19 protein-coding genes are annotated in these 14,067 nt (G+C 53.4%); 16 read left to right on the forward strand and 3 right to left on the reverse strand.

Going from position 1 to position 14,067, the window contains the following annotated elements:
• Positions 1–115: 115 nt before the first annotated feature.
• Entirely contained in the window at positions 116–1,318 is a 1,203-nt protein-coding gene (locus tag NeNHUV3_RS09290) for an aminopeptidase P family protein (RefSeq protein ID WP_391481042.1), read from the reverse strand.
• Between the two features lie 301 nt (positions 1,319–1,619).
• Here NeNHUV3_RS09290 and NeNHUV3_RS09295 point away from each other — a divergent pair, with 301 nt between their 5' ends.
• On the forward strand, positions 1,620–2,009 hold the full coding sequence (locus NeNHUV3_RS09295; RefSeq protein WP_341246993.1) for a carboxymuconolactone decarboxylase family protein: 390 nt from the start codon (positions 1,620–1,622) through the stop codon (positions 2,007–2,009).
• A gap of 9 nt (positions 2,010–2,018) precedes the next feature.
• Here the strand turns inward: NeNHUV3_RS09295 and NeNHUV3_RS09300 are convergent, their stop codons facing one another.
• Positions 2,019–2,465 (reverse strand): Lrp/AsnC family transcriptional regulator, encoded by a 447-nt coding sequence (locus NeNHUV3_RS09300; protein ID WP_391481043.1) that lies wholly within the window; start codon positions 2,463–2,465, stop codon positions 2,019–2,021.
• Positions 2,466–2,603: 138 nt separating this feature from the next.
• On the opposite strand from NeNHUV3_RS09300, the gene putA reads away from it, so the two are divergent.
• Positions 2,604–6,047, forward strand: a complete 3,444-nt coding sequence (gene putA / locus NeNHUV3_RS09305; RefSeq protein ID WP_391481044.1) for a bifunctional proline dehydrogenase/L-glutamate gamma-semialdehyde dehydrogenase PutA — start codon at positions 2,604–2,606, stop codon at positions 6,045–6,047.
• Between the two features lie 65 nt (positions 6,048–6,112).
• Here putA and NeNHUV3_RS09310 read toward each other — a convergent pair whose 3' ends face one another.
• Complete coding sequence (locus NeNHUV3_RS09310) at positions 6,113–6,730, reverse strand: 2OG-Fe(II) oxygenase family protein (RefSeq protein ID WP_391481045.1); 618 nt, start codon at positions 6,728–6,730, stop codon at positions 6,113–6,115.
• A 223-nt stretch (positions 6,731–6,953) separates the two neighbouring features.
• Here NeNHUV3_RS09310 and rpmC point away from each other — a divergent pair, with 223 nt between their 5' ends.
• The 14 genes from rpmC to NeNHUV3_RS09380 all read left to right on the forward strand — a co-directional run bounded on the left by rpmC (position 6,954) and on the right by NeNHUV3_RS09380 (position 14,032).
• Positions 6,954–7,160 carry a 50S ribosomal protein L29 gene (gene rpmC, locus NeNHUV3_RS09315; protein WP_048599042.1) on the forward strand — a complete coding sequence of 69 codons (207 nt, stop codon included), beginning with the start codon at positions 6,954–6,956 and terminating at the stop codon, positions 7,158–7,160.
• Between the two features lie 3 nt (positions 7,161–7,163).
• Positions 7,164–7,394, forward strand: a complete 231-nt coding sequence (rpsQ, locus tag NeNHUV3_RS09320; RefSeq protein ID WP_048599041.1) for a 30S ribosomal protein S17 — start codon at positions 7,164–7,166, stop codon at positions 7,392–7,394.
• Between the two features lie 73 nt (positions 7,395–7,467).
• Entirely contained in the window at positions 7,468–7,836 is a 369-nt protein-coding gene (rplN, locus tag NeNHUV3_RS09325; protein WP_048599040.1) for a 50S ribosomal protein L14, read from the forward strand.
• Position 7,837: 1 nt separating this feature from the next.
• Complete coding sequence (rplX, locus tag NeNHUV3_RS09330; RefSeq protein WP_048599039.1) at positions 7,838–8,149, forward strand: 50S ribosomal protein L24; 312 nt, start codon at positions 7,838–7,840, stop codon at positions 8,147–8,149.
• Entirely contained in the window at positions 8,142–8,705 is a 564-nt protein-coding gene (gene rplE, locus NeNHUV3_RS09335) for a 50S ribosomal protein L5 (RefSeq protein WP_048599038.1), read from the forward strand. Before rplX ends, rplE begins: the two co-directional genes overlap by 8 nt.
• Positions 8,706–8,724: 19 nt before the next feature.
• Positions 8,725–9,030, forward strand: coding sequence for a 30S ribosomal protein S14 (gene rpsN / locus NeNHUV3_RS09340; RefSeq protein ID WP_048599037.1), 306 nt, complete (start codon positions 8,725–8,727; stop codon positions 9,028–9,030).
• A gap of 14 nt (positions 9,031–9,044) precedes the next feature.
• Entirely contained in the window at positions 9,045–9,437 is a 393-nt protein-coding gene (rpsH, locus tag NeNHUV3_RS09345; protein WP_048599036.1) for a 30S ribosomal protein S8, read from the forward strand.
• 10 nt (positions 9,438–9,447) lie between these two features.
• Entirely contained in the window at positions 9,448–9,981 is a 534-nt protein-coding gene (gene rplF / locus NeNHUV3_RS09350; RefSeq protein WP_048599035.1) for a 50S ribosomal protein L6, read from the forward strand.
• A gap of 12 nt (positions 9,982–9,993) precedes the next feature.
• Positions 9,994–10,353, forward strand: coding sequence for a 50S ribosomal protein L18 (rplR, locus tag NeNHUV3_RS09355; RefSeq protein WP_048599034.1), 360 nt, complete (start codon positions 9,994–9,996; stop codon positions 10,351–10,353).
• Between the two features lie 11 nt (positions 10,354–10,364).
• Entirely contained in the window at positions 10,365–10,934 is a 570-nt protein-coding gene (gene rpsE / locus NeNHUV3_RS09360) for a 30S ribosomal protein S5 (RefSeq protein ID WP_391481049.1), read from the forward strand.
• A 12-nt stretch (positions 10,935–10,946) separates the two neighbouring features.
• Positions 10,947–11,135, forward strand: coding sequence for a 50S ribosomal protein L30 (gene rpmD / locus NeNHUV3_RS09365; protein WP_048599032.1), 189 nt, complete (start codon positions 10,947–10,949; stop codon positions 11,133–11,135).
• Positions 11,136–11,338: 203 nt separating this feature from the next.
• Entirely contained in the window at positions 11,339–11,818 is a 480-nt protein-coding gene (rplO, locus tag NeNHUV3_RS09370; protein WP_048599031.1) for a 50S ribosomal protein L15, read from the forward strand.
• A 106-nt stretch (positions 11,819–11,924) separates the two neighbouring features.
• Positions 11,925–13,289, forward strand: a complete 1,365-nt coding sequence (secY, locus tag NeNHUV3_RS09375; RefSeq protein WP_391481051.1) for a preprotein translocase subunit SecY — start codon at positions 11,925–11,927, stop codon at positions 13,287–13,289.
• 98 nt (positions 13,290–13,387) lie between these two features.
• On the forward strand, positions 13,388–14,032 hold the full coding sequence (locus NeNHUV3_RS09380) for an adenylate kinase (RefSeq protein ID WP_391481052.1): 645 nt from the start codon (positions 13,388–13,390) through the stop codon (positions 14,030–14,032).
• The last annotated feature ends 35 nt before the right edge of the window (positions 14,033–14,067 follow it).

Consider the following 14,067-nt stretch of genomic DNA (forward strand, 5'->3'; position numbering starts at 1 on the left):
ACCTTTGCAAAAATGAAGCGGCTCTTACGCAATGATTTGGCTGACCTGGTTTCAGCAAGCAAGCGGCGCCGCCGTTGGGAGTATCAAGGGGCGCTTGGCCCCCTGATTTGTTTTATTAGCCTACAACGTTGAATTCGGGGCCGTAGGGGTAGCCGGTGATATTTTCGTTGCCGTCTTCTGTGATGACCAGAATGTCATGCTCGCGGTAACCTCCAGCACCGGCCGTGCCTTCGGGGATGGTCAGCATTGGCTCCATTGAAATCACCATTCCGGGCTCAAGAACCGTGTCGATGTCCTCTCGCAGCTCTAATCCTGCTTCGCGCCCGTAGTAGTGGGACAGCACGCCGAAGGAATGCCCATAGCCGAACGTACGATATTGCAGCAAATCGTGTTCGGCGAAGAAGTCGTTGATCTGCTCGGTGACCTGCGCGCAACTCATCCCGGGTTTCAGCAGGCTCATGCCCAGCTCATGTGCCGCGACGTTTGCTTCCCAAATCTTCAAGCTGGCGGGATCAACGTTTTCAACAAATAACGTCCGCTCAAGTGCTGTGTAATAGGCGCTTATCATTGGGAAAGTGTTCAGGCTCAAGATATCACCCGATTGCAGGGCGCGGCTTGTTACGGGGTTATGTGCGCCGTCAGTGTTGATGCCCGACTGAAACCACACCCACGTATCGCGGTATTCCGCATCGGGGAACCGCTTGGCGATTTCCAGCTCCATCGCATCGCGACCTGCCATTGCCACATCAATCTCACGAGTGCCCGCTTTGATCGCGTCTTTGATGGCGTAGCCGCCCACATCGGCAACTTGCGCGCAGGCGCGGATAAGTTCAATTTCAGCCGCGGATTTATGCATTCGTTGGCGCATCGTGACAGGTGCCATGTCAACTTTTGCTTTGGGCGATAAGAACACGTCCATCAGCTCGGACTGGCTCAACGTTAGGTGATCGGCCTCATACCCGACGGTCTTGCCCGCCCCAGTCACAGACAAAATTGCGCGCCAATAATTGTTTCGCTGCCAGTCGGTGTAGGTGATGTTGTCGCCGCTACTTCTGCGCCAAGGTTGTGCTGCATCGATGCCCGCACTGATCGTGACATCTTCGGTTTGGGTCACGACAACTGCGTAAGGGCGGCCAAACGCACAGTAGAGAAACCCCGAGTAGTAGGCCACGTTATGCATTGATGTGAATACGCACGCGTCCACCCCGTTGGCCTGCATATCTGCGCGCAGGCGTTTTAGGCGGTTGGCATATTCAGATGCATCAAAAGGCAGGGATTTTTCACCCTGATGAAAGCGGTAAAATTCTGGACGTTCCATGACAATGGTTCCTTCACAAACGTGCCGGAATGCCAATCAAGGAAGCCGATCTCCCTCAACCGCATCACGGCAAAGAAAATCCCGGCGTTCAGGAAATGAGGATAACGGGCGTGCAATAAATGCTGGCGACGCCATCGCCTGCCCACTTAGGAATGATGGCCTGAGTCTGCTTTTGAAAGCAAGCAAATTTCAAATTGGTACAAGAAGTTTGGGGCTAAAGCCGCCACGCGTTTCGCGCAAGGATTTGACAAGCATCACAACACATTGGCGTATTGTGCCAGCACCCAAAAAGGAAAACACCATGGATACGTTTGATGAAGATTTGTTTCTCAAAGGGCTTGAGCAGCGCAAGGCGACCCTTGGTGCAGAGTACGTTGAGAAAAACCTTGCTGCTGCGGATGATTTCACTCGTCCGTTTCAAGAGGCCATGACTGCTTGGTGTTGGGGGTTTGGCTGGGGGGATGATGTCATTGACGCCAAGACGCGCTCTATGATGAACCTGTCGATGATTGGTGCGCTTGGTAAGATGTCTGAATGGGAAACCCATTGTCGTGGTGCGCTCAGGAACGGCGTGAGCCAAGACGAAATTCGCGCTATTATTCACGTCATCGCAATTTACTGCGGCGTACCTCAGGGGCTTGAGTGTTTTCGCGTGGCGCGCAAAGTGTTGAACGAACAGAGTGTTGAGTAATCACGCCTGCTACTCGTGGATGGCTTCAATTGACACATGTGTCGAGGTAGAGCTGACGTGCGGCAGTGATGAGATTTTCTCACCCAAGACGCGACGGTAGTCGTCTGTGCTGACGGTGCGCACTTTCAATAAGTAGTCAAACGCCCCCGCGATCATGTGGCACATCTCAACTTCGGGGATTTTGCGCACCGCTTCGTTGAAGGCGCGCAGGGCGGCCTCGCGGGTGTCGGCCATCTTCACCTCAACAAAAGCTACGTTGCTGCGGCCCAATTTGCGTTGGTCGATGTTGGCGCGAAACCCCGTAATATAGCCAAGCTGTTGTAATTTCTTGAGCCGGATTTGGCAGGGCGTCTTAGATAGGCCCACGCGCTCAGCGATACTGCTGACGGAAGCACGGCCATCAACAGCCAGCACATCCAATATTGCATAATCTATCCGGTCAATCGAACTATACATGTAATTCTCAATGCTTGATCTGGCTAAAATAGCCCTAAAAATAGGTTTGATAAAACTACTTTGGATTAATCTATAGTCAATCTGACTTTTACGTTGGTTGTAAGTTGCTCTCAGTCTTTTTGGGAGGGGCGTTTGGCCATGGATTACTCAGCAAAGCGTGCCGCTATTCGCGCACAGCACACCGCAGACGAAGCGCTGCTTATTTCGCAGCTAACTACACAGGCAGCGTTTACGCCCGAATTCCATAACGCTGCGCATCACCGCGCTGTTGGATTGGTCAACGCCATTCGCAACGACAAAAAGCCAAGCCTCATGGAGGTGTTTTTGGCAGAGTACGGGTTGTCCACCGAGGAAGGTGTTTCGCTGATGTGTTTGGCCGAAGCATTGTTGCGGGTGCCAGATGCGACCACCATTGATGCGCTGATCGAAGACAAGATTGCGCCGTCTGAATGGGCAAAGCACTTGGGTAATTCCAGCTCGCCTTTGGTGAATGCGTCTACTTGGGGCCTGATGCTGACGGGCAAAGTACTGACCGATGGGAAGGGCGTTGCGTCCGTGTTGCGCGGTGCGGTGCGCCGTCTGGGGGAACCTGTTATTCGCAAAGCGGTAGCCCGCGCGATGAAAGAGTTGGGCGCGCAATTCGTACTGGGTCAAACGATTGAAGCGGCCGTCAAACGCGGGCTTGCCCAAACCAAGCGCGGTTACACTTACTCATATGACATGCTGGGCGAGGCCGCGATGACCGCGGATGATGCACAGGCGTTTTATGATGCATATGCCGATGCGATTGAGCGCCTTGCGGCGTCATGCACGCAGGCAGATATCCGTGACAATCCTGGCATTTCAATCAAGCTTTCTGCGTTGCACCCAAGATACGAGTTTGGCCAAGCTGATCGTGTGATGCGTGAGTTGGTGCCGCTGACCCTTGGCCTTGCGCAGCAAGCGAAGGCCGCGGGGATGGGGCTTAATATTGACGCAGAGGAGGCGGACCGCCTTGATCTGTCACTTGATGTAATTGAGGCCGTGTTATCTGATCCGTCTTTGGCGGGTTGGGACGGCTTTGGTGTGGTTGTGCAGGCATACGGCAAACGTGCTGCCGCCACTATTGATTGGCTCTATGCGCTGGCCCAGAAACTTGACCGCAAAATCATGATCCGCTTGGTGAAAGGAGCCTATTGGGACACCGAGATTAAGCGCGCCCAAGTTGAAGGGCTGAACGACTATCCTGTCTTCACCAAAAAGCGGGCCACGGATGTGTCGTACCTGTGCTGTGCGCAAAAACTGCTTGGCTACACGGATAGGATTTACCCGCAATTTGCGACGCACAACGCCCATTCTGTTGCCGCTATTCTTGAGATGGGCGCTGCACGCGACGCGTATGAATTTCAACGGCTCCATGGCATGGGCGAGGCGTTGCATGATGTGGTGGTGCAAAGTGAAAATATCCGCTGCCGCATTTACGCGCCCGTGGGCACCCACGAAGATTTGCTGGCCTATCTGGTGCGCCGCCTTTTGGAGAACGGGGCGAATAGCTCGTTTGTAAATCAAATCGTTGATAAAGCGGTTCCTGCCGAGGTGGTCGCCGCCAGCCCGTTTGAAGATTCGATGGCGAGTGGCGCTGTGTTACCCAAACCAGCGGATATTTATGCGTCTGAACGGCTGAACTCGCGTGGTTGGGATTTGCACAACACCCACGACGTGGATCAGCTAGAGTCTGCGCGTCTGCCGTATCAAAACCACGTTTGGGATTTACGCAGTAAGGGCGGTGAGCAGGTAGATGTATTTGACCCTGCCGCGCCACAGGTTCTGGTAGGCAAACTGACCTACATGACCGAGGCACAAACGCACGAGGCAATCGCACGTGCGGTGTCGTGGAACGTATCAGCGGCGGAACGTGCGGATGTGTTGCGCAAAGCGGCCAATCTCTATGAGGCGCATTTTGGTGAGTTGTTCGCATTACTTGCCCGCGAGGCAGGCAAAACCGCGATGGACGCAGTGGGCGAATTGCGTGAGGCTGTTGATTTCCTGCGGTACTACGCGGCCCGTAGTGTTGAACTCTCTGCGCCTGCGCGTGGTATCTTTACGTGCATTTCGCCGTGGAATTTCCCGCTAGCGATTTTCACGGGCCAAATTGTGGGGGCACTGGCCGCTGGCAATGGTGTTTTGGCCAAACCCGCTGAGGCAACAAGCTTGATCTCATTACGGGCGACAGAACTTTTGCATGAGGCGGGCGTTCCCGCCGATGTGTTGCAGCTTTTGCCGGGCCGTGGGGATGTGGTTGGAAAAGCCTTGAGCAGTGATGCGCGGATTGATGGTGTTTGCTTTACCGGCTCAACCGTAACTGCGCAGTCGATCAACCGCGCAATGGCTGCCAATGTTGCGCCCCATGCGCCACTTATTGCAGAGACAGGTGGGCTGAACGCGATGATCGTCGATAGTACCGCGCTGCCCGAACAGGCGGTGCGGGATATTGTGGCATCTGCCTTTCAGTCTGCGGGACAACGGTGCTCGGCGCTTCGGGTGCTTTATGTCCAGCAAGACGTCGCGGATAAAATGCTGACGATGCTCTATGGGGCGATGGATGAGTTGTGTGTGGGTGCGCCGTGGGATTTGGCAACGGATGTTGGCCCCGCAATTGATGCGGCTGCGAAAGCCAAGATTGATGCACATATCGAGATCGCGCAGCATGAAGGGCGATTGCTGCATCAGGTTTCAGTGCCAAGCGAAGGTCATTTTGTGGCGCCAAGCGTGATCCGTGTGAACGGCATTTCTGATCTGGGCGAGGAAATCTTTGGCCCTGTCTTGCACGTAGCCACTTTTGCAGCGTCGGATTTGACGCGCGTAATGGCCGACATCAATGCCACGGGTTACGGGCTAACTTTTGGGATGCACAGCCGGATTGATGATCGGATCGCCTTGGCGTCACGCACGGTGAACGCTGGCAACATCTATATCAATCGCAATCAGATCGGTGCCGTGGTGGGGTCTCAACCGTTTGGGGGCGAGGGGATGTCTGGCACTGGGCCGAAGGCAGGTGGTCCAAATTATGTTGTGCGGTTCACCAAGCCCGAGGCCCGCACAGTTGCGCATACTGAACAGCGCAGCGTTGCGACCGATCGGGTTCAGGCTGCAATTGATGCGGCGCAACTGTCAGGCATGGCTTTGGACAGTCAGGTTTTTCCGGGACCAACTGGTGAATCAAACCGCATGACAACCCACGGGCGGGGAATGGTCTTGTGCCTTGGGCCGGGACCGCAGGCAGCAGCACAGCAAGCTGAGGCAGCAGAACAGGCGGGGTGTTATCCGGTTATGGCAACGTCAGGTTTGCTGTTAGATGGCGCAATAAACGGTGATGTGACCGCAGAAGCACTGAGCACGTTGCATGGCTTTGCGGCAGTTGTGAGTTTTGCCGCCCCCGAGCAGTTGCGTGAATACCGTGTGGCTTTGGCCGCAAGAGACGGCGCGTTGCTCCCGTTGTTGAGTGAGGGGGATTTCGCGCGCTGGCTTACCCATGAGCGGCACGTTTGCGTTGATACAACAGCTGCGGGCGGCAATGCACAGCTTCTTAATGCAGGCAGCTAAGCTTGGATCAACACGCAGGCGCCGCTGTTATAGTGTGAGGCGGTGCCTGCTGTGTTTTGTACGGGCTAGGCCCACTTGTAGTTAAAGCTAACGCTGATCCGGTCTTCTTCGGACATGTTCATGGGTACTTCGTGGCGCAGCCAGCTTTCCCAAAGCAAAACATCTCCGACGGCAGGTTTGGCGTACACGAATGTTTTTAGCTCTTCCCGCGCGTCTGCGGTGCGGGGTGGTGCCGCCATCATCATCTGTGAACGCGGGTCTTCAAGCTTCAGCGCCGAGGTGTCTTTGGGCATTGCCACATAGGTGGTTCCAGAAATAACCGAATGGGGGTGAATGTGGGATGTGTGGATGCCGCCTTCTGGCAGGATGTTGATCCAGATGTCTTCCAACACCAATTCACGGTCACCCAAGTCAAAACACAGGTCCTTGGCAAATTCAGCTACGTGTTTATCGAGCGCGTCCACCACATCCTTGAAGATCGGAAAGCGCCACGGCAAATCCGTAAGGGACGCATAGCTGGTGTAGCCTGCATAGCCGTTTTGCTCGCACCACTCTTGGCCGGCCTCATCATCTTCTGCGATGACATAGCAGGATTGCTCCAGCTCAGTTGGGTCAATTTTGCCGTGCTGTGACAGAGCGGCTGAGTAAAGGCGGGTTGCGAAGAGCGATTTAATCTGTGTCATAGCGCAGTCGATACCTGATCGCCTTGCGTCAAGCCAGTGTCATCGACCGTCCCGACTATGATGCGGCGTGGTTCTTCCCTTTTGGCCCATACTGCGGGCGATAAAAACAAAGGGGTTGCGTGGTTTCACTATCCCCCCTATACGGCCAGCTTCTACACCCACTCCACCAGAATCGGGGTGACCCTCGGGGGCCCGCTGGTGATGTTGAAAAAGGAATAGTCCAATGGACGCTAAAGAACTCCGCGACAAGTCGCCGGATCAGCTTCGCGAAGACCTCGCATCGCTCAAAAAAGAAAGCTTTAACCTGCGTTTTCAGCAGGCTACTGGCCAACTTGAAAACACAGCACGTATGCGCCAAGTCCGTCGTGACGCGGCACGTGTAAAAACAATTCTGAACGAAAAAGCAGCATCTGCTGCAGCGGAGGCTTAACCTATGCCCAAGCGTATCCTGCAAGGTGTTGTCACAAGCAACCAAAACGAGCAAACCGTCACTGTATCGGTTGAGCGTCGCTTCACGCACCCCGTTCTGAAAAAGACCATCCGTAAGTCCAAGAAGTACCGGGCGCACGATGAGAAGAATTCTTTTAATGTTGGTGACCTCGTTCGTATCATCGAATGTGCACCGCGTTCTAAGACAAAGCGTTGGGAAGTTCTGACAGACTAAGTCAGGCTTCACAGCTTAATCGAAACCCTGGGGATAGGGCACGCATCGCCCCCCAAAGGTCGGGAGAAACCAAATGATCCAGATGCAGACCAACCTGGATGTTGCTGACAACAGCGGCGCTCGCCGTGTTCAGTGCATTAAGGTGTTGGGTGGCTCTAAGCGTAAGTACGCTTCCGTAGGTGACATCATTGTCGTCTCGGTTAAAGAAGCCATCCCACGTGGCCGTGTGAAAAAAGGCGACGTCCGTAAGGCCGTAGTTGTTCGCACCGCTAAAGAAGTTCGTCGCGAAGACGGCACAGCAATTCGCTTTGACCGTAACGCAGCAGTTATCCTGAATACCAACGGTGAGCCAATCGGCACACGTATCTTCGGGCCAGTTGTTCGTGAATTGCGCGCCAAAAACTTCATGAAAATCATCTCGCTCGCGCCGGAGGTGCTGTGATATGGCTGCTAAGTTGAAAAAAGGTGACACTGTCATCGTGATCGCTGGCAAAGACAAAGGCAAAACAGGCACTATTCAGTCTGTTGATCCGTCCGCTGGCAAGGCTGTTGTGGAAGGCGTTAACATCGCCATCCGCCACACACGCCAATCGCAGACAAGCCAAGGTGGTCGCATTCCAAAAGCAATGCCCATCGAGCTGTCGAACCTCGCGTTTGCCGACAAGAACGGCAAAGCAACACGCGTCGGCTTCAAAATGGAAGGCGACAAGAAAGTTCGCTTCGCCAAAACCACGGGAGACGTGATTGATGCTTGATACAGCAAACTACACCCCCCGTCTGAAGTCTCTTTACAACGACACCATTCGTGCGTCGATGAAAGAAGAGTTCGGCTACAAGAACGACATGCAGATCCCGCGTTTGGACAAAATTGTTCTGAACATCGGTGCGGGCGCTGAAAGCGTAAAAGACAGCAAGAAAGTGAAAGCGGCTCAGGAAGATCTGACTGCAATCGCTGGCCAAAAAGCTGTTGTTACGATGGCCAAGAAATCAATCGCGGGCTTCCGGGTTCGTGAAGATATGCCTCTTGGTACCAAAGTAACATTGCGCGGCGAGCGTATGTACGAATTCCTTGATCGCTTTATCACCATCGCAATGCCTCGTATCCGCGACTTCCGCGGCATCTCGGGTAAGTCATTCGATGGCCGTGGCAACTACGCCATGGGCATGAAAGAGCACATCGTGTTCCCTGAAATCGACTTTGATAAAGTCGACGAAGTCTGGGGCATGGACATCATCATCTGCACCACCGCGCCAACGGATGCGGAAGCCAAGGCACTGTTGAAAGCTTTCAACATGCCCTTCAATTCGTAAGCGCGGAGAGGACTGAGATATGGCTAAAAAATCTATGATCGAACGCGAGAAAAAGCGTCAGCGCCTGGTGGAGAAATTTGCCGCTAAGCGTGTTGAGCTTAAGTCAATCGCGCGTGACGAAAGCAAGCCCATGGAAGAGCGGTTCAAAGCACAGCTTGAGCTGGCAAAATTGCCCCGCAATTCTTCGGCTACACGTCTTCACAACCGTTGCCAACTTACAGGCCGTCCCCACGCTTACTACCGTAAGCTTAAGGTCAGCCGTATTGCTCTTCGTGAGCTTGGCAGCCAGGGTCAAATCCCTGGTATGGTCAAGTCAAGCTGGTAAGGGAGGTTTAACAAATGAACGATCCTATCGGTGATATGTTGACACGCATCCGCAATGGTCAGATGCGCGGCAAATCCACGGTTGAAACCCCTGCGTCCAAGCTCCGTGCTTGGGTTCTGGATGTACTTGCCGACGAAGGCTACATCCGCGGTTATGAAGGCAAGACTGGCATTGATGGCCACCCTGCTTTCGAAATCAGCCTGAAATACTACGAAGGCACTCCTGTCATTCGCGAAGTGAAGCGGGTTTCTACACCTGGCCGCCGCGTTTACATGGGCGCTAATGATATCCCCACTGTCCGTCAGGGCTTGGGTGTGTCGATTGTCAGCACGTCTCGCGGCGTGATGTCGGATGCAAACGCACGCGCAGCCAACGTCGGTGGCGAAGTGCTCTGCACAGTCTTCTAAGGAGGAACAGATGTCTCGTATTGGTAAAAAACCAGTTGCTCTGCCCTCCGGTGTAGAAGCGAAAATCGACGGTCAGACCGTTGAAGTGAAAGGCCCTAAGGGTGTCCGTTCCTTCACCGCGACTGACGATGTCACACTCGCCGTCGAAGATGGTGCTTTGTCTGTAACGCCACGCGGCAAGTCCAAGCGTGCACGTCAACAGTGGGGCATGACCCGCACAATGGTCGCCAACCTGGTGACTGGTGTGACTGACGGCTTCAAGAAAGAGCTTGAGATCAACGGTGTTGGTTATCGTGCTGCCATGGAAGGCAAGAACATCAAACTGTCATTGGGTCTGTCCCATGACGTTGTGTTCCAAGTTCCAGATGGCGTTACAGTAACTGCCCCGAAGAACACACAGCTCATTGTGGAAGGTATCGACGAACAACAGGTCGGTCAGGTTGCGGCAAACATCCGCGCTTGGCGTAAGCCCGAGCCTTATAAAGGCAAGGGGATCAAGTATGTCGACGAATATATCTTCCGCAAAGAAGGTAAGAAGAAGTAAGGAACCGCAGCTATGGCTAACAGTAAAAGAACTCTGTTCCTTAAGCGCCGCCTGCGCGTTCGGAACAAACTTCGCAAGGTGAATGCAGGACGTATGCGTTTGTCCGTTCACCGTTCAAACAAAAACATCAGCGTACAGCTGATCGACGATGTAGCTGGTAAAACAGTTGCCTCAGCTTCCTCTATGGAGAAAGACTTGGGTGTCGTAGGTCAGAACAACATCGCAGCAGCAACGAAAGTTGGCGCAGTGATCGCGGAACGTGCGAAAAAAGCCGGTGTCGAAGAAGCATACTTCGATCGTGGCGGTTTCCTCTTTCACGGGAAAGTAAAGGCTTTGGCCGATGCTGCTCGTGAAGGTGGTCTGAAGATCTAAGGAGACGGAAAATGGCAGAACGTGAAAACCGTCGGGGTAAAGGTCGCGATCGCGAAGAGACCCCTGAATTCGCCGACCGTCTGGTGGCGATCAACCGTGTGTCGAAAACTGTAAAGGGTGGTAAGCGCTTTGGCTTTGCCGCACTCGTAGTTGTCGGCGATCAGAAAGGCCGTGTTGGCTTCGGTAAAGGTAAAGCGAAAGAGGTCCCTGAGGCAATTCGCAAAGCTACCGAGCAAGCAAAGCGTCAGATGATCCGTGTGCCTCTTCGCGAAGGCCGCACATTGCACCACGATATGGCTGGCCGTCACGGCGCAGGCAAAGTTGTAATGCGTACCGCCCCAACGGGTACTGGTATCATTGCTGGTGGTCCAATGCGTGCTGTGTTCGAGATGTTGGGTGTTCAGGACGTGGTTGCTAAGTCAATCGGTTCGCAGAACCCTTACAACATGATCCGCGCTACGTTGGATGGCCTCACTAAGGAAAGCAGCCCCCGTCAGGTGGCACAGCGCCGTGGTAAGAAAGTGGCTGACATCCTGTCCAAAACTGACGCTCCAGCGCCTGCCGCTGAAGCTGAAGCCTAAGGAGACTGACCAATGGCTAAAACCATCGTTGTTAAGCAAATCGGTTCACCCATCCGCCGCCCTGAAAAGCAGCGTAAGACTTTGATCGGTCTGGGCTTGAACAAAATGCACAAAACCCGTGAGCTAGAAGACACACCATCCGTTCGCGGCATGGTTAACTCTATCTCTCACATGGTTGAGATCATCGAAGAAAAAGGCTGAGCTTCGGCTTAGTTGACAGATTTGCGCCTCGCATCCGTGCGGGGCGCTTTTCGTTTGGCGTAATTGATGCGTGCAGCACCTTGATCCAAAGGCGTTGCGGGTCTATACGCCGCCAGTGGGCTTCCATTGGGCGTCCCGAATCATTTTAACGCCGTGTCCCTCCCGTTCGCTTCGGGGAGACCGTCCGGCAAAGGAGAAGCGATATGAAACTCAACGAACTACACGACAATCCCGGGGCAACCAAAAAACGCAAGCGCGTTGGTCGTGGTCCGGGTTCTGGCACTGGTAAGACTGGTGGCCGTGGTATTAAGGGTCAAAAGTCCCGTTCAGGTGTTGCGATCAAGGGTTTTGAAGGCGGGCAGATGCCCCTCTACCAACGCCTTCCAAAGCGTGGCTTCAACAAACCGAACCGCAAGAAATTTGCTGTTATCAACCTTGGCTTGATCCAGAAGTTCATCGACGCAGGTGTTCTGGAAGCTGGCAAAATCACCGAAGATACACTGGTATCTACAGGTGTTGTGCGCCGCAAGCTTGACGGTATCCGCATTCTCGCTAAAGGCGAAGTAACAGCGAAAATTACTGCTGAAGTAACTGGCGCGTCAGCTGGCGCGATCGCTGCTGTTGAAAAAGCCGGCGGTAAATTGACCGTTACTGGCCCAGCAAAAGAAGCGGCCGCTGAATAAGAGGTTGTTAGGGGCGCTTACGCCCCTTACATAACGCTTTAAGTTTTCCAAGCGCCGCCAACGGGAAGCCGTCTGGCGGCGCATTTGATTAAAAGAGACGATTGATATGGCATCAGCTGCGGAACAAATGGCCTCCAACATGTCGTGGGGGGCTTTCGGCAAAGCGACCGAATTGCGCCAGCGCATTTTATTTACGATTGGTTTGTTAATCGTCTATCGGATCGGAACCTATATTCCTGTACCGGGCATCGATGCAGACAGTCTGCGTACGTTTATGGATCAAGCGGCCAGCGGTATTGCGGGCGTTTTGGGCATGTTTACCGGTGGTGCGCTGTCGCGGATGGGCATCTTTGCCCTCGGCATTATGCCTTACATCTCAGCTTCGATTATCATTCAGCTTTTGACAGCGATGGTTCCCTATTTCGAGCAGCTGAAAAAAGAAGGCGAGCCTGGCCGTAAGAAAATCAACCAGTTCACGCGTTACGGCACAGTGGTGCTGGCCACGTTCCAAGCGTACGGGTTGGCTGTCTCGCTTGAGGCTGGCGATCTTGTGACTGATCCCGGTTGGTTCTTCCGCATTTCGTGTGTTGTGACCCTTGTGGGTGGCACGATGTTCCTGATGTGGCTTGGTGAGCAGATTACAGCACGCGGTATCGGTAATGGTATCTCTCTGATAATCTTCGTTGGTATTATTGCAGAATTGCCGTTGGCCTTTGCTCAGTTCTTTAGCCAAGGCCGTTCTGGTGCACTTAACTCTGCTACGATCGTTGGTGTTCTCTTTATGATTGGGGCGACGCTAACGTTTGTCGTCTTCATGGAGCGCGCTTTACGGAAAATCACCATTCAGTATCCGCGCCGCCAAGTTGGTATGAAGGTGTATGATGGCGGTTCAAGCCATTTGCCCGTCAAAGTGAACCCCGCTGGCGTTATCCCCGCGATTTTTGCATCGTCTCTGTTGCTATTGCCAACCACCCTCGCAACTTTTAGCGGGAACCAAACAAGTCCGTTCATGTCGACTGTTCTTGCCTATTTCGGACTGGGTCAGCCACTTTACCTCGTGTTCTTTGCGGCAATGATCATTTTCTTCACGTTCTTTTACACCTTTAACGTCGCCTTCAAGACCGAAGAAGTTGCAGACAACCTCAAGAACCAGAACGGTTTTGTTCCCGGTATTCGCCCCGGCAAGAAAACAGCTGAGTATCTTGATTATGTCGTGACGCGTCTGTTGGTGCTTGGTGCTGGCTATCTTGCGCTAGTGTGCTTGCTGCCTGAGATGATCCGCTCGAACTTACAAATTACGGCTTATTTTGGCGGTACATCTATTCTGATTATTGTCAGCGTCGGCATGGATACGGTTCAACAAATCCAGTCGCATTTGCTCGCTCACCAGTACGAGGGCTTGATTGAAAAGTCCCAGCTAAGTGGCAAAGGCAAGGGCCGCCGGAAAAAACGTAGCCCAGTTCGCCGTTAAGATTTGATAAATTACTAAGCGCCTCTGCAAATTTGTAGGGGCGTTTTGGTATCCAATAGTATACAAACTCGGTGAATCGCCAAGAAAGACCAAAAAATATGACGAACATCATTCTCCTCGGACCTCCTGGTGCTGGCAAAGGCACCCAAGCACGCAAGCTCGTTGAGCAACGCGATATGATCCAACTCTCAACCGGTGACATGCTTCGTGAAGCAAAGACATCCGGAACGGAGATGGGCAAAAAAGTCGCGGCAGTGATGGATGCGGGCAACTTGGTGACTGATGAGATCGTTATTGGTTTGATCGAAGAAAAGCTGACCGGTGATGCAAAGGGCGGCTTCATCTTTGATGGTTTCCCGCGCACGTTGCCTCAGGCAGATGCGCTGGCAAAGCTGATGGATAAGATCGGGGCATCTCTTGATGCAGTGATTGAAATGCGTGTTGATGACGAGGCTCTCGTTGCGCGGATTACGGCCCGCTCAACCTGTGGTGACTGTGGTGAAGTCTATAATGATGCGACCAAGCCGCAGCCTGCGGATGGCAAGTGCTCGAACTGCGGCAGCAGCAATTTCCAGCGGCGCGCAGATGACAACGAAGATAGCCTGAAGACGCGTCTGATGGCTTACTATAAACAGACCAGCCCACTGATTGGGTATTACTACGCGAAGGAACAGCTGTCTTCGGTGAACGGTCTGGGCGAAATCGGTGACGTTGCTGGCGAAATCAACGCTATTCTGGATTGAGTGAACAACCTCGTATTGACGCTTGAGCCAAAAGG

Source organism: Nereida sp. NH-UV-3 (genome assembly GCF_042939535.1).
Taxonomy (GTDB): Bacteria; Pseudomonadota; Alphaproteobacteria; order Rhodobacterales; family Rhodobacteraceae; genus Nereida; species Nereida ignava.

Excerpts from the sequence above, each read along its gene's own strand:
- rpsN (WP_048599037.1), top strand. The coding sequence starts at position 8,725 with ATGGCTAAAAAATCTATGATCGAACGCGAGAAAAAGCGTCAGCGCCTG.
- NeNHUV3_RS09380 (WP_391481052.1), top strand. The coding sequence starts at position 13,388 with ATGACGAACATCATTCTCCTCGGACCTCCTGGTGCTGGCAAAGGCACC.
- rplF (WP_048599035.1), top strand. The coding sequence starts at position 9,448 with ATGTCTCGTATTGGTAAAAAACCAGTTGCTCTGCCCTCCGGTGTAGAA.
- NeNHUV3_RS09300 (WP_391481043.1), bottom strand. The coding sequence starts at position 2,465 with ATGTATAGTTCGATTGACCGGATAGATTATGCAATATTGGATGTGCTG.
- secY (WP_391481051.1), top strand. The coding sequence starts at position 11,925 with ATGGCATCAGCTGCGGAACAAATGGCCTCCAACATGTCGTGGGGGGCT.
- rplO (WP_048599031.1), top strand. The coding sequence starts at position 11,339 with ATGAAACTCAACGAACTACACGACAATCCCGGGGCAACCAAAAAACGC.
- rpmC (WP_048599042.1), top strand. The coding sequence starts at position 6,954 with ATGGACGCTAAAGAACTCCGCGACAAGTCGCCGGATCAGCTTCGCGAA.
- rplX (WP_048599039.1), top strand. The coding sequence starts at position 7,838 with ATGGCTGCTAAGTTGAAAAAAGGTGACACTGTCATCGTGATCGCTGGC.
- rplN (WP_048599040.1), top strand. The coding sequence starts at position 7,468 with ATGATCCAGATGCAGACCAACCTGGATGTTGCTGACAACAGCGGCGCT.
- NeNHUV3_RS09295 (WP_341246993.1), top strand. The coding sequence starts at position 1,620 with ATGGATACGTTTGATGAAGATTTGTTTCTCAAAGGGCTTGAGCAGCGC.
- rpsQ (WP_048599041.1), top strand. The coding sequence starts at position 7,164 with ATGCCCAAGCGTATCCTGCAAGGTGTTGTCACAAGCAACCAAAACGAG.
- NeNHUV3_RS09290 (WP_391481042.1), bottom strand. The coding sequence starts at position 1,318 with ATGGAACGTCCAGAATTTTACCGCTTTCATCAGGGTGAAAAATCCCTG.
- putA (WP_391481044.1), top strand. The coding sequence starts at position 2,604 with ATGGATTACTCAGCAAAGCGTGCCGCTATTCGCGCACAGCACACCGCA.
- NeNHUV3_RS09310 (WP_391481045.1), bottom strand. The coding sequence starts at position 6,730 with ATGACACAGATTAAATCGCTCTTCGCAACCCGCCTTTACTCAGCCGCT.
- rpmD (WP_048599032.1), top strand. The coding sequence starts at position 10,947 with ATGGCTAAAACCATCGTTGTTAAGCAAATCGGTTCACCCATCCGCCGC.
- rplR (WP_048599034.1), top strand. The coding sequence starts at position 9,994 with ATGGCTAACAGTAAAAGAACTCTGTTCCTTAAGCGCCGCCTGCGCGTT.
- rpsE (WP_391481049.1), top strand. The coding sequence starts at position 10,365 with ATGGCAGAACGTGAAAACCGTCGGGGTAAAGGTCGCGATCGCGAAGAG.
- rpsH (WP_048599036.1), top strand. The coding sequence starts at position 9,045 with ATGAACGATCCTATCGGTGATATGTTGACACGCATCCGCAATGGTCAG.
- rplE (WP_048599038.1), top strand. The coding sequence starts at position 8,142 with ATGCTTGATACAGCAAACTACACCCCCCGTCTGAAGTCTCTTTACAAC.